This is a genomic window from Rhodospirillaceae bacterium (assembly GCA_028819475.1).
Lineage (GTDB): Bacteria > Pseudomonadota > Alphaproteobacteria > Bin65 > Bin65 > Bin65.
Map to the genome: position 1 here is coordinate 258,883 of JAPPLJ010000030.1, position 13,914 is coordinate 272,796.

Below are 13,914 nucleotides of genomic sequence, written 5' to 3' on the forward strand. Positions count from 1 at the left end.
CGTCCCCGGCATGGCCAGCGGGCCGCGGCAATCCGGCAGGCCGCTCTGCCGGCAACCGTATTGCCGTGGTCTGCGGAGATTTCATTATTGAGCGGGTTTGAGCCGGCGCGTTTGGCTCCGGCCGCATGAAGAACGCAGTTCCGCAACGGGAGACAGGGATGACAAAGACCGGCTTTATCGGGCTGGGCGCGATGGGGCAGCCGATGGCGGCCAATCTCGTGCGCAAGGGCCACGATCTGATCGTCTACGATATTGCCCAGGACCGCACGCCGCCGCTCCGCGATCTCGGCGCCGCCGTCGCCGGCTCCGTCGCCGAAGTGGCCGAACGGGCCGGCGTCGTGGTGACGATGGTCCCGGATTCGCCCGAGGTCGAAGCGGTCGTCCTCGGCCCCGGGGGCGTTCTCGAATCCGGCGCCGCAGGCCAGCTCGTCATGGACATGAGCACGATCGCGCCGGAAACGACCGACCGCATCGCGGCGGCGCTGGCCGAAGCGGGCCGGGCCTTCGTCGATGCGCCGGTCGGCCGGCTGGTGACCAACGCCGAAGCCGGCACATCCCTGTTCATGGTCGGGGCAACGGAGGCAGACCTGGAACGGGTGCGGCCGCTCCTCGAAGCCATGGGCGATACGATCCTGCATTGCGGCGGGCCGGGCGCGGGCATCCGCTCCAAGCTGGTCAACAATTTCCTGATCATGGGCATCAACCAGATGAACGCCGAAGCGCTGGCGCTCGTCCAGGGCTTCGGGCTGGATCTGGAAACCACCCTGAAGGTACTCGGCGGCACGACCGCCGCCAACGGGCAGCTCTCGATCAACTGGCCGAACAAGGTGCTGAACGGCGACCTCGCGCCCGGTTTCCGCATCGCGCTCGCCCACAAGGACGTTTCGCTTGCCGTCGAAGCGGCGCGCAGCTTCGGGCTGCCGCTCTATGCCGGCGCGGTCGTCCGGGAGAGTCTCGCCATGGCAAAGGCAACCGGCGACTATGCCGACAAGGATTTTTCCGGAATTGCCGATGCGGTGTGCCGGCTGGGCAACCTGCCACCGCCGCGACTGACCTGATTGCCGGCGGCGCGCGGGCGGGCCGCCTGTCACAAATCCGCGCGCAGCCTGCGAACGTCTCCCTGCCGCGGAATTTGGGGCTAGCATTTCTCCATGGCTCCTCGCCCGGAACGCGCCGGCCTGATCGCCGGCACCGACATGCCGGCGCAAAGCTGGATCGACCGGCTCCTGCCCCGGCCGGCGCGGCCCTATGCGCGGTTGATGCGCCTCGACCGGCCGATCGGGACGTGGCTGCTGCTGTTTCCAGGCTGGTGGTCGATCGCCCTGGCGTTCGACACGCTGGCGTGGACCTGGGACGGCGCCGGCAGGTTTCTCTGGTTCATGGCCCTGTTCGGCGCCGGCGCCCTGCTGATGCGCGGGGCGGGCTGCACCTGGAACGACATCACCGACCGGGACTTCGACGCCATGGTGGAGCGCACGCGCACCCGGCCGATTCCCAGCGGTCAGGTTTCCGTCAGGCAGGCGCTGGCCTTCATGATGCTGCAGATGGCCGTCGCCTTCGGCATCCTGCTCCAGTTCAACGGCTTTGCCGTCCTGGTCGGCGCGGCATCGCTCGCCATCGTGTTCGTCTATCCGCTGATGAAGCGGGTGACCTACTGGCCGCAGATCGTGCTCGGGCTGGCGTTCAACTGGGGCGCCCTGCTCGGCTGGGCGGCCGTGCGCGGCGACCTCGGCTGGCCGCCGGTCCTGCTCTATATCGCCGGCATCTTCTGGACCCTCGGCTACGACACGATCTACGCCCACCAGGACAAGGAAGACGACATCCTGATCGGCGTGAAATCGAGCGCGCTGAAGCTGGGCGCCAACACCCGGCCGTGGCTGTGGTTCTTCTACGGGATGGCGTCGCTCCTGATCGCCGCCGCCGGATGGCTCGACGGGCTCGGCCCGGTATTCTGGATCGGCTTCGCGCTTGGCGTCGTGCAACTCGGCTGGCAGGCCGCCAAAGTCGACATCGACGATCCGGCGGATTGCCTGCGCATCTTCAAGTCGAACCGGGTTTTCGGCTGGTGCCTGCTGCTCGGCCTGACAGCCGACCTGGTATATCAGGCAGGTGCCTGACGGCGAGGCGCGGGCCCGCGTGAGGCTCCGGCCTATTGGCCGGCCACGGTGCCGGGAATCAGCCCGAACACCTTCAGCATGAAGGCGTATTCCTCCGCCGTTTCGCGCAACGCTTCGTAGCGGCCGGATTTGCCGCCGTGACCGGCGCCCATGTTCATGCGCAGAAGCAGCAGATTGTCGTCGGTCTTGTTTGCCCGCAGTTTGGCGACCCATTTGGCCGGCTCCCAATAGGTGACGCGCGGGTCGCTCAATCCGCCGGTGACGAAGAGGTGCGGATAGTCCCCCGGGCCGACATTGTCGTAAGGGCTATAGGCCTTGATCCGGTGGTATGCCTCGCCGCTCTCCGACGGATTGCCCCATTCCGGATATTCGCCCGGCGTCAGCCAGAGCGTCTCGTCGAGCATCGTGTTCAGAACGTCGACGAAGGGCACATGCGCCGCCGCCGCCCGGAACAGGTCCGGCGCCAGATTGATCGTCGCGCCGACCATCAGGCCCCCGGCGCTGCCGCCGGCGAGCGCCATGTTGCCCGCGCGCGCATAGCCCGCCGCCGCCAGATGCCGGGCGACGGCGATCACGTCGCGGAAGGTGTTCTCCTTGCGCTCCAGTTTGCCGGACTCGTACCAGTATTTGCCGAGTTCCGAACCGCCGCGCGGATTGGCGAGTGCGAAGACGAACCCCCGGTCCAGCAGCGACAGCCGCGCCGTGCCGAACCCGGGGTCCATGTTCATGCCGTAGGAACCGTAAGCGTAGAGATAGAGCGGCGCGCTGCCGTCCTTCGGCGTATCCCTGCGCCGGACGATCGTGACCGGCACGAGGGCGCCGTCGTGCGACCGGGCCATCTCCCGCTCCGAAACGTAAAGCGACGGATCGTAACCCGAGGGAATCTCCTGAACCTTGCGCACGGTGCGTTCGCGCGTGACGACATCGTAGTCCCAGACCGTCAGCGGCGTGACGAGCGACTGATAGGCGATGCGCAGGTGCGCCTGATTGAACTCTGCGTTGCCCGCCGGATGGACGGCATAGGCAGGCTCCGGAAAGTCGATCCGGTGCCCGGCGCCGTCGCCGAAATGCCGGATGCGCAGATGCTTGACGCCGGCTTCCCGCTCCTCGATCAGCATCCAGTCCCGGAACACCTCCAGCCCGGTCAGATACACGCCGTCCGAGGCGGCGATTTCTTCGCGCCAGTTCTCCGCGTCGGGGCTTTCGACCGGGACGGTGACGAGCCGTCGGTTCGGGTGGGTATCGTCGGTCAGGATCCAGAAGACGCCGTCGCGATGATCGGCGCTGTAGATCCGGCCGGTCCGGCGGGCGCTGATGAGTTGAGGTTCGCTTTCCGGCGCGTCCGCTGCAATGAACCGGATCTCAGACGTCTCGTGATCGCCCGCGCTGATGAACAGATGGCGTTCGTCCCGGCCCAATCCGACCGAAACCCCGAAGCCCGGATCGGGTTCCCGGTAGACTTCGACATCCGCTTCGACCGGCGTGCCCAGCCGGTGCCGCCACACCGACGACGGCCGAAGCTGCGCATCGAGTCGGACGTAAAACAGCGTCCGGTTGTCGGTCGCCCAGGCGGGTGCGCCGCTGGTGTCCGGTATCACGTCCGGCAGGTCTTCGCCGGTCGCCAGGTCGCGCACCCGGATCGCAAACCGCTCCGAGCCGTCGGTGTCGGCAGAATAGGCCAGCAGGGAATGGTCCGGCGACGGCTCGACGGCGCGCACGCGCAGATAGTCGAAACCCTCGGCCAACTCCGGTTCGTCCAGAATCGTCCGGGGCGCGCCGTCCGGTCCTTCTTCGCAGGGGATACGGAAGTGGATCCGGTATTGCGCCCCCGGCTCGAAGCGCCAGGCGTAGAACCAGGGCCCGCGCTTCATCGGCACGCTGCAGTCGTCGTCTTTCAGCCGGCCCTTGAGTTCCTGGAACAGCTGCTCCTGAAGCCCGGCCAGCGGCGCCATGACCGCTTCCCGGTAGGCATTCTCGGCCTTGAGATAGTCGAGAATTGCCGGGTCGCGGACATCGGGATAGCCGGGATCGCGCAGCCAGGCGTAGTCGTCGGTCCGGCTGTCGCCATGATGGTGCGAGACGACCGGCCGGCGCGCGGCAACCGGCGGAAACGGCGCAACGTTGTTCGGCGCGTTCATTGTGCCGATGTGGCCCGCCACCACCGGCTTGACAACCGCCATGCCATACCGGGAGTTATGCAGGCAGGCTCACTGACAAGTGATTCCAAGTGATTCGTGTCGCCGATTCGGCCACCATAGGACTAGGTCATGACCGGATTCGCCAAGACTGTTACCCGCGCGCTTGCCGCGATCGCCGTGGCCGCGGCGCTGGCCCCGGCCGGCGCCCTTGCCGATGCCGCCAAACGCCCGGTGGTCGCCGAACTGTTCACCTCGCAGGGCTGTTATTCCTGTCCGCCGGCGGACAAGTTCCTGGGCGTGCTGGCGCAGCGCCCCGGCGTGATCGCCCTCTCCTTCCACGTCGACTACTGGAACTATCTGGGCTGGCGCGATCCCTATTCGAGCGCCGAGGCGACGCAGCGCCAGCAGACCTACGCCTCGGCGATGCGCCGCCGCACCGTCTACACGCCGCAAATTGTCGTCGACGGCAAACTGCAGGCTATCGGCAGCTACACCGGTGTGATCGACGGGCAGATCCGGCTCCGGCAGAAATCGGCCGACGACCGCGTCGCCGTGTCGATCACCGCAGGCGCGAATGCGGAATCGCTCACCGCCTCCCTCGAAGGCGATGGCGGGCGCACCGGCGATTGCACTGTCTGGCTGGTGTATTTCGACAAGCAGCACACCACGGCGATCCCGCGCGGCGAGAATGCCGGCAAGACGCTGACCTATTATAACGTGGTGCGGGAAATCCGCCGGGTCGCCGAATACCGGGGCGCGGACCTCGATGTCGATTTGCCCCGCACCGGCGCAAAGGGCGGCCGCTTCGACCGGGTTGCCGTTCTGGTCCAGGAACCGGACGGCGGCCGGATCGTCGGCGCAGCCTGGGCCGAGCTGAAGTAACCCCGACGCTGCGCCGCGGCGCACTTTTTCGGAGCCCGGTCCGTCCGGCGTTGCGCCAGCGCCTTTCTCCTTGTCTTCCGCCACAACCCGGACGACCATGCGGTCCATGAGGTCGAATTCCGACGTCCCCGGCCATTCCGGCCGGCGCATTACCGGCATTCTCGGGCCGACCAACACCGGCAAGACGCATTTTGCGATGGATCGCATGCTGGCGCACGGCTCCGGCATGATCGGCTTCCCGCTGCGCCTTCTGGCCCGGGAGAATTACGACCGCGCCGTGCGCGCCGCGGGCGGCCATGCGGTGGCGCTGGTCACGGGCGAAGAGAAGATCGTCCCGCCAACGGCGCGGTATTTTCTCTGCACCGTGGAGGCGATGCCGGTGGATCGCGAGGTGGAGTTCCTGGCGATCGACGAGATCCAGCTCGCCGCCGATCCGGAACGCGGCCATGTGTTTACCGACCGGATGCTCCAGGCGCGCGGCACGGTCGAGACCGTGCTGATCGGCGCCGAGACCGTACGGCCGATCCTGAACCGTCTGGTGCCCGAAGCCCGGCTCATCGGCCGGCCGCGATTTTCCCGCCTCGCCTATGCCGGACCGAAGAAGATTACGCGCCTGCCGCCCCGCACCGCCGCCGTCGCCTTCTCGGCCCAGGAGGTCTATGCGCTGGCCGAAGTGATCCGGCGGCGGCGCGGCGGCGCGGCCGTCGTGCTGGGCGCGCTCAGTCCGCGCACGCGCAACGCCCAGGTCGAGATGTTCCAGGCCGGCGAGGTCGATTACCTGGTGGCCACCGATGCCATCGGGATGGGCCTCAACATGGATGTGGCCCACATCGCCTTTTCCGATCTGGTCAAGTTCGACGGGCGCATGCGGCGGCGGTTGACGCCGGCGGAGATCGGGCAGATCGCCGGTCGGGCCGGCCGGCACATGCAGGACGGCACCTTCGGCACGACCGCGAATGCCGGCGAATTCGATGCCGACCTGATCGAGGCGATCGAATCCCACAGTTTCGATCCGCTGCCTTTCGTGTTCTGGCGCAATCCGGAGCTGTCGTTCGATACGGTTGACGCCCTGATCCAGAGATTGGCGCTGCCGCCTTCGTCGCCGGACCTCGCGCCGGCGCGCGAAGCGGAAGACTTCCGCACCCTCGCGGCGCTGTCCCGCCAGCCCGGCCTGCGCGCCCGGCTCGACGACCCGGCGGCCGTCGCCCTGTTGTGGGAGTGCTGCCAGATTCCCGACTTCCGCAAGATCCTGGGCGAGGCGCACAACAGCCTGGTCAGCCGGATATTCATGGACCTGACGGGAAGCAAGGGGCGGATTTCGCCGGCCTGGATCGAACGGCAGGTCTCGCGGATCGACCGGACGACCGGCGATATCGGCGCGCTGGCCGGCCGGATCGCCGATATCCGCACCTGGACCTATGTGTCCTATCACAGCGAATGGCTGGACGAGCCCTTGCGCTGGCAGGAGCAGACGCGGCGGATCGAGGACCGGCTCTCGGACGCGCTGCACGAGCGGCTGACCGAACGCTTCGTCGACAAGCGCACCGCCATTCTGGTCAAACGCCTGCGCAGCAAGCAGGATCTCGACGCCGTCGTAACGGCGTCCGGCGAAGTCGTCGTCGAGGGGATCACCATCGGCCGGATGGACGGGTTCCGCTTCGCCGCTGCGCCGGCGGCGACCGGCGACGATGCCCGCGCCATGCGCAATGCCGGCTGGCGGGCGCTTCGGCCGGCGATCGAGGAACGGCTCGGCCTGCTCGAGGCGGCGAAGCCGAAATCCGTCAAGCTGGCGCCGACCGGCGACCTGCGCTGGCGCGGCGCGGTCATCGGGCGTCTGGTCAGGGGCGAACACCTTCTCCGCCCGGCGATCCGGCCGGTCGTCGGCGACGGTTTCGACCCGTCTGTCCGCAACCGGGTTGCAGCGAAGCTCGAAAGCTGGCTTGCGGCCTATCTGCCCTTCCGCCTGGGGGCGATCGCCGGCCCGGCGCCGGACGGCATCGGCGGCCAGGCCCGGGCCCTGCTGTACCAATTGGGCGAGGCGGGCGGCCACCTGCCGCGGCGCAGCCTTCGGTCGGCGATCGACGGGTTGACGAAAACGGACCGCAAGGCGCTGGCCGCGCTCGGGATCAGGCTGGGCGCCCAGCGCATCTACTATCGCGACCTGCTGCGGCCCCGGGCGCAGGCGCTGCTCGCCCTGTTGTGGGCGATCCGCCACGATGCCGGGGATTTTGAGCTTCCGGCGTTTGCGGCCTGCCTCGAAACGGTCGACGGCCTGCCGCGCGGCCTGCTGCCGGCCTGCGGCTATGTCGTTGCGCAGGGCAAGGCGGTGCGCGCCGACCGGATCGAAGCGTTATGGCGTGCGATCGCCCGCCTGCCGGACGGCAAGGCAGTGACGGCGGACCCTGCGCTCGCGGAAGCCGCCGGCATTCCGGATGCCTTTCTCGCCGCGGCGCTGCACGGCCTTGGCTACCGCCCCGGTCCGGAGGCCAACGGCGCCTGGTGCAAGGCGGCTGCCCGGCCGCGCAGGCGCAAGCAAGCGCGCCCGCCGCCCAACCCTTGCTCGCCGTTCGCCATCCTGCGCGAACTCACGGCGGGCCGCTGAGGGCCGATGCCGGAGTCCCCGACTGCTGCTAATGCCGGGCCGGACAATATCGGGCCGCGCATCGACAAGTGGCTGTGGCACGCGCGCTTCTTCAAGACCCGGACCCTCGCTAACAAGCTGTGCAACGGCGGCAAGCTGCGGGTAAACAGCGCGCCGATCGCCAAGGCGCACTACCGGGTCCGGCGCGGCGATGTGCTGACCTTTCCGCAGGGCGGCCGGATCAGGGTCGTCGAAGTTCGTGCGTTCGGCATGCGGCGCGGGCCCGCCGCTGAAGCGCAGGCGTTGTACGAGGACCTGGCGCCGGCACTGCCCCGGCGCACGATCGACGAAGCCGGGCAGGACAGCACGTCTGCCGCGCCGCACCGGGAAGCCGGCTCGGGCCGGCCGACCAAGGCCGACCGCCGGGCCATCGACCGTTTGCGCGACCGGCCCTGAACCGGCCCCAATCTGGCACGGCGACCGGAAGCATGATCGACCTTCTTTCCGATCCCAATGTCTGGATCAGCCTGGCGACGCTGACCGCGCTCGAAATCGTCCTCGGCATCGACAACCTGATCTTCATCGCCATCCTGGCCGATCGCCTGCCCGAGCGGCAGCGCCCGGCGGCACGCCGGCTCGGCCTCGGCGCGGCGCTGGTCACCCGCCTGGCGCTGCTGTTCGTCATCACCTGGCTGGCGGGCCTCAACCAGGCGCTGTTCGCCGTCTTCGGCGAGGAGATTTCCTGGCGCGACATCGTGCTGATCGCCGGCGGCCTGTTCCTGATCGGCAAGGCGACGATGGAGATCGATCACGATCTGGAAGGCGGGCACAAGAACCGGCCGGCGAAAATCTGGGGCGGTTTCGGCGTCGTCATCGCCCAGATCGCGGTGATCGATATCGTGTTCTCGCTCGATTCGGTGATCACGGCGGTCGGCATGGCGCGCCATATCGAGGTGATGGTCGCCGCCATCGTCATCGCCATTCTCGTGATGCTGCTGGCGTCCGAACCGGTCGGCCGCTTCGTCGCCGCCCACCCGACGATCAAGATGCTGGCGCTGTCCTTCCTGATCCTGGTCGGCGTCATGCTGGTCGCCGACGGCGCCGGCCTGCACATCCCCAAGGGCTACCTGTATTTCGCCATGGCCTTCGCACTCGGGGTCGAGACCCTCAACCTGCTGGCGCGCAAGGCGCGGGCGCGAAAGCGCGGTTGAAACCCGCGGACCGGGCCGGACCGCTACCGGTAGTGGCGCGGCGGATAGGACAACGGCAGGACGACCGTGAAGCCGCCATGGCAGCGGATATGACGGTGGCGCGGAACCCGGTGGCGGTGGCCCCGGTCATGGCGATGGCGATGGTTTCGCCAGTGCCCCCGCGGCCAGGGCTTCGCGGCGAAGCAGGCGAACGGATAAGTGAGGCTCCAGTAGGGCGCGGCCCGGTGGGGATAAGGCCGGTGCCGGTGCCGCCAGCGGGGCGGGTAGCCGTGCCGGCCGCGCCACCGGTCGTGGCGGGGACGCCAGCGGTCGTGGCGGGGACGCCACCTGTCGTGGACGAGGACCGCTTCCGGGCCGGCATGGCTCCAGTCTGCGCCCGCGGCCACCGCTCGCGCCGGCGCGGCCGGCCCCGCCTGCAGCAGTGCGGCCGGCATCATCAGGAGCATGACGAGCGCCGCCGTCGCGAAAACGGATTGCAGCATCGGTTTCATGAAGCTCTCCTTTCCGTGCGGGTGTCTTCCGCGGAAACCGCGGGACGGCGGCTGCCCCGGCTTCAGCCAGTCCATAGCGGCGTCCGCTCCTTGCTCAGCACCAGATCCAGCGCGACGGTGCGGTTCGACTCTTCAGCGGCGAGCAGATCGGCGGTCAGATCGTCGAGCCGTACAAGCCGAACGGATTCGGGCGCCTGGTCGTCGGCCAGCAGGGCGGCGTAGGGAAAGTGCCCGGCCACGGCGGCGAACAGCGCAGCCGGTTCGGTGCCGAGACGGCGCAGGCCGTAGGGCCAGTATTCCATGAGGGCGAGGTCCGCCCGGCCGAACAGGGCCGCGCCGCCGGCCAGCGCCTGCGCCTCGGCGCCCTGGACATCGACCTTGACCAGCACCGGGCCGGCGAGGCTGCCGGCATCGATCAGCGCGTCGACCGGGCGGGCGGAAACCGTCACGGTCGGGCGCGCGGCCTCGCCGTAGGCGCTGCCGCTGCCGGGCGCGGCCGTGCGCACCCGGTGATCGCCCAGGTTGGCGGGCGCAATCTCGAACGCCAGTTCGGCCGCCTCGTGCCAGGCCGCCGCCTCATGCACCGTCACGCGGCCGGCAACGCCGTTACGCTCGACGTTCCGGCGCAGCAAGCGCAGGTTCGCCGGCTCCGGCTCGACGGCGTGGCATTTCGCGCCCGCGAGCGCCGCCGGAATCGTCATGGCGCCGATGTTGGCGCCGAGATCGATCCAGCTGCCCGGCCCCTGCGCGGCATAGACCGCCTGCATCAGCCGCATGGCTTCGACCGACCAGGACTTGTTCTTCAGGTATTTCAGGATGACCGTCCGGTCGGCGATCGCGCCTTCGATCTCGCCGTTTGCGCCGGGAATCACGATTCCGGTCGCGCCGGCTTCGGTCAGCAGGTCGAAGAGCAGCCGGTTCCGGCTCTTGACCGGTAGCCTGCGCACCGCGGCCGCCGCCGCTTCGATCGCCGCTTTCTCCCTGTCAGCCATGCGCCGCGCGCTCCGGGCCGCTGTCGCGCAACCTGAGAAAGGCCGCACCGACCAGCAGCAGGACGACGGCGCACACCGCGGTCCTGGCGATGTTCCACAGTTGCCATTCCGCGGAGTAGTTCGACCAGATCGCGTCGGCCGCCGCGGCATCCGCCGGAATTTTCACCGATGCGAGCGCCTCGTTCATCGGCACGTTGGCCAGCATCGTCAGCGCCAGTCCGCCCGCCAGATAGAGGGCGCAGGCAAGGCCGATATACAGCGCCGAGCGCCGAGCCTGAACTATCCAGGCCACCGAAGCGGCGGCGGCGAGTAAGACCGGCGTCCCGAAAAAGGCCGGGGCGAACACCCAGTTGCGCACCGAAGCATTCATCGCCTGCATCGCCGCGATCGCGACCCGCGGATCGGCGCTGTCCAGGCCCCACATCGTCGAGCAGACCCAAGCGAAGAAGAAGCCGAAGATGGCGCCCGTGGCCAGCAGAGCAAGGAACGCCAGAGGCAGCAGGATTTGCTTCGCCGTCATGCCCGGCTCCGCGCTCTTCGGTTGCCTTCCCCCGAAATTCGAACGGCCCGGCCGCCGGTTTCCGTCGCCGCCCGGTGCCCCCGGAGCCGCCCTATTTCAGCGCCGCGCAGAAACGCGCGATCCGGACGCAGGCTTCCTTCAGCGCGTCGAGGGACGTGGCGTAGGAAATCCGGAAATAGGGCGACAGGCCGAAGGCTGCGCCCTGTACGACCGCGACGCCCTCCGCCTCCAGCAGTTCGGTAACGAAATCCTCGTCGGTTTCGATGACCTTGCCGCTCGGCCCGGTCCTGCCGATCGCACCGGCGCAGCTCGGAAAGACGTAGAAGGCGCCGTCCGGCCGGCGGCAGGTCAGCTCCGGCACCGCGTTGAGCGCTTCGACAACCGCATCGCGCCGTTCCATGAAGGCGGCGTTGCGCTCCGGCAGATAATCCTCCGGCCCGGTCAGCGCCGTCAGCGCCGCAGCCTGGCTCACCGAGCTCGGGTTCGACGTGCTCTGGCCCTGCACCTTCGCCATCGCCTTGATCAGCGCTTCCGGCCCGCCGGCAAAGCCGATCCGCCAGCCGGTCATGGCGTAGGCCTTGGAAACGCCGTTCACCGTCAGCGTCCGGTCGTACAGGCCGGGTTCGACCTGGGCCGGCGTGACGAAGGTGAAATTGCCGTAGACCAGCTTCTCGTACATGTCGTCGGTCATGACATGGACGTGGGGATGGCGCATCAGCACGTCGGTCAGCCCCTTCATGGCATCCCGGTCGTAGGCCGCGCCGGTCGGGTTGGACGGGCTGTTCAGGATCAGCCACTTGGTCTTCGGTCCGATGGCCGCTTCCAGCGCCTCCGGCGTCAGCAGGAAGCCGCTGTCCGCCGGGCAATCCACCGGCACCGGCGTGCCGTCGGCGAGCAGCACCATGTCGGGATAGGAGACCCAGTAGGGCGCCGGGATGATGACCTCGTCGCCCGGATCGAGCGTTGCCATCAGCGCGTTGTAGAGCACCTGCTTGCCGCCGGTGCCGACGGTGATCTGCTCCGGCGCATAGTCCAGACCGTTGTCGCGCCCGAACTTGGCGGCAATCGCCGCCTTGAGTTCCGGCGTGCCGTCGACGTTGGTGTATTTGGTTGCGCCGTTGCGGATCGCCTCGATCGCGCCGTCCTTGATCGGGTCGGGCGTATCGAAATCCGGCTCGCCGGCGCCGAGGCCGATCACGTCGCGCCCGGCGGCTTTCAGATCACGCGCCTTCGCCGACACGGCCAGGGTCTGGGACGGCTTGATGCGCGACAGTCGCGAGGCGATGAGCGGCATGGTCGGGCGCTTTCGGCTGGCGGTTGCGGAAGAGGCCGGCCGCCGGGAAGGCGGCCCCGGCAAACGCTAGGCCGGCCACCCGCCGGCTGCAAGCAAAAGCCTGTCGCGCGGCCCCCGCATTGCCGAAATGCGAAGGCGGTGGGCCGGCCTGCAAATTGGCCGTATATTGCGCACCGTGGACCGTCGAGAATTCCTGTACGCTACCAGTAGCGCCGCCGCCGTGGGACTGAGCGGCGGGCCGGGACTGGCGCAAACGCTTCCCGAGGCCAGCGCCCTGCATCGCCTCCTGGAAGACACGCCCCACGAACGCGTCGCCGCCGAACTAGCGGGGCTGATCAGGGGCGGCCTGGATCACCGCAGGGCCCTGACTGCCCTGGCCGTCGCGGCGTCGCGCCGTGTCCGGCCCTTCCCCCATGTCGGCTTCAAGTACCACGCGGTGCTTGCGCTGCAATCCGTCCACCTGACGGCGCGCAACCTGGCGGGCAGGGAGCGCTGGCTGCCGGTGTTCTGGGCGCTCGACTATTTCAAACGCGCCCAGGACGCGGAGCGCCGCCAGAGCGGCTGGACGATGGGTCCGCAGCCCGATCCCGTGGCCGGGACGGTGGAGGCGGCCCGCAAACGCCTGATCGATGCGCTGGATCGCTGGGATCTCGAGGCCGTCGATCCCGCTGTCCTCGATTTCGCCCGCCTCGCGACGCCGGAGCAGCTCTCCGAGGTCCTTTTCAGATACGGCATCCGGGATCTGCGCGCGATCGGCCACAAGGTCATCGCGGTGCAGAACGTGCATCGGCTCCTGCCCATCGTGGGACCCGAATACGCGCCGCCCGTGCTGCGCTCCCTCGCCGCGGCGCTCCAGAATCACGACTACGACCCGAACCCCGCCACCGGCGACCTGCCGTCCGATCGGACCTGGCGGGAATTCCAGGCGATGCTCGGCGGGATCCCGAAGACCTGGAAACAGGGCCGCCGGGACGACGCGGCGCGAAACGAGCTCGTCCGCACCCTGCGCGAGGTCTCGGAGATCGACGCGGGCCGGGCCGTGATCGACCTGCTGCAGCGCAGCGTGTCCGCCGACTCGATCTGGGAGGCTCTCTTCGCCACCGCCGCCGAGCTGGTGTTGACACGGCCGACGGTGGTCCCGGTGCACGCCCAGACTTCCGCCAACGCGTTTCACTATGTGTTCCGGCATGCGCGAACCGAATCCACGCAGCTTCTGGCGCTCCTGCAATCGGCGGCCTTCATGCCGGCCTTCCGGCGCGGGGTCGGCGACACCAAACCCGATCTGCGCCTCGACGAACTGGAACCTCTGGCGGTCTCCGGCACCGGCACGGACGCGTTGGGCGAAGCGTTCTCCGAGTTGCCGTACAATCCCGCCTTCGGCGCCCGCAAGGCGTTGCATTACCTGCAACGGGGCGGCTCCGCAGACCGGTTGATCGCCGGCGCGCGCCGGCACCTTGCCCGCAACGGCCAAGGGTCCCACGACTACAAGTTTACCGAGGCCGCCCTGGAGAACCACAGGGAAATGGCGCCCACCGCGTGGCGGGACCGGATACTGGCCGCCTCGATGGCATATTTCACAGGGCCCGCACCGGCGCCGAGCCCCGTTGCGCAGGAGGCGCTGCAGTTGCTCGATTAGCCCGGATTTTCCGCTACGGTCACAGCCGGAAATGCGCGGGCGCCCGCTCCAC

General features: G+C 68.7%; 12 protein-coding genes. 7 read left to right on the plus strand and 5 right to left on the minus strand.

From position 1 onward, the window contains the following. Positions 1-125: 125 nt before the first annotated feature. Both OXM58_08805 and ubiA read left to right on the plus strand, forming a co-directional pair. Positions 126-1,058: an NAD(P)-dependent oxidoreductase gene (locus tag OXM58_08805; GenBank protein ID MDE0148460.1), complete on the plus strand. Its 933-nt coding sequence runs from the start codon at positions 126-128 to the stop codon at positions 1,056-1,058. A gap of 93 nt (positions 1,059-1,151) precedes the next feature. Continuing rightward, positions 1,152-2,117: a 4-hydroxybenzoate octaprenyltransferase gene (gene ubiA, locus OXM58_08810; GenBank protein MDE0148461.1), complete on the plus strand. Its 966-nt coding sequence runs from the start codon at positions 1,152-1,154 to the stop codon at positions 2,115-2,117. Positions 2,118-2,149: 32 nt separating this feature from the next. Here the strand turns inward: ubiA and OXM58_08815 are convergent, their stop codons facing one another. Next, positions 2,150-4,297, minus strand: coding sequence for a S9 family peptidase (locus OXM58_08815; protein ID MDE0148462.1), 2,148 nt, complete (start codon positions 4,295-4,297; stop codon positions 2,150-2,152). Positions 4,298-4,384: 87 nt separating this feature from the next. On the opposite strand from OXM58_08815, the gene OXM58_08820 reads away from it, so the two are divergent. The 4 genes from OXM58_08820 (at position 4,385) to OXM58_08835 (ending at position 8,929) form a co-directional block, all read left to right on the plus strand. Next, positions 4,385-5,137, plus strand: a complete 753-nt coding sequence (locus OXM58_08820) for a DUF1223 domain-containing protein (protein MDE0148463.1) — start codon at positions 4,385-4,387, stop codon at positions 5,135-5,137. 106 nt (positions 5,138-5,243) lie between these two features. Continuing rightward, positions 5,244-7,739, plus strand: coding sequence for a helicase-related protein (locus OXM58_08825; GenBank protein ID MDE0148464.1), 2,496 nt, complete (start codon positions 5,244-5,246; stop codon positions 7,737-7,739). Between the two features lie 6 nt (positions 7,740-7,745). Next, a complete protein-coding gene (locus tag OXM58_08830) occupies positions 7,746-8,174 on the plus strand; it encodes an RNA-binding S4 domain-containing protein (protein MDE0148465.1) in 429 nt (142 codons plus the stop codon). A gap of 32 nt (positions 8,175-8,206) precedes the next feature. Beyond that, complete coding sequence (locus OXM58_08835) at positions 8,207-8,929, plus strand: TerC family protein (GenBank protein MDE0148466.1); 723 nt, start codon at positions 8,207-8,209, stop codon at positions 8,927-8,929. A gap of 23 nt (positions 8,930-8,952) precedes the next feature. Here the strand turns inward: OXM58_08835 and OXM58_08840 are convergent, their stop codons facing one another. The 4 genes from OXM58_08840 to OXM58_08855 all read right to left on the minus strand — a co-directional run bounded on the left by OXM58_08840 (position 8,953) and on the right by OXM58_08855 (position 12,226). Further along, positions 8,953-9,420 (minus strand): hypothetical protein, encoded by a 468-nt coding sequence (locus OXM58_08840; GenBank protein MDE0148467.1) that lies wholly within the window; start codon positions 9,418-9,420, stop codon positions 8,953-8,955. Between the two features lie 62 nt (positions 9,421-9,482). Next, positions 9,483-10,412, minus strand: a complete 930-nt coding sequence (locus OXM58_08845; protein MDE0148468.1) for an FkbM family methyltransferase — start codon at positions 10,410-10,412, stop codon at positions 9,483-9,485. Continuing rightward, on the minus strand, positions 10,405-10,932 hold the full coding sequence (locus tag OXM58_08850) for a DUF1772 domain-containing protein (protein MDE0148469.1): 528 nt from the start codon (positions 10,930-10,932) through the stop codon (positions 10,405-10,407). The genes OXM58_08845 and OXM58_08850 overlap by 8 nt, the downstream gene beginning before the upstream one ends. Before the next feature lie 91 nt (positions 10,933-11,023). Continuing rightward, on the minus strand, positions 11,024-12,226 hold the full coding sequence (locus tag OXM58_08855; GenBank protein ID MDE0148470.1) for a pyridoxal phosphate-dependent aminotransferase: 1,203 nt from the start codon (positions 12,224-12,226) through the stop codon (positions 11,024-11,026). A 220-nt stretch (positions 12,227-12,446) separates the two neighbouring features. Here OXM58_08855 and OXM58_08860 point away from each other — a divergent pair, with 220 nt between their 5' ends. After that, positions 12,447-13,862, plus strand: coding sequence for a hypothetical protein (locus tag OXM58_08860; protein MDE0148471.1), 1,416 nt, complete (start codon positions 12,447-12,449; stop codon positions 13,860-13,862). The last annotated feature ends 52 nt before the right edge of the window (positions 13,863-13,914 follow it).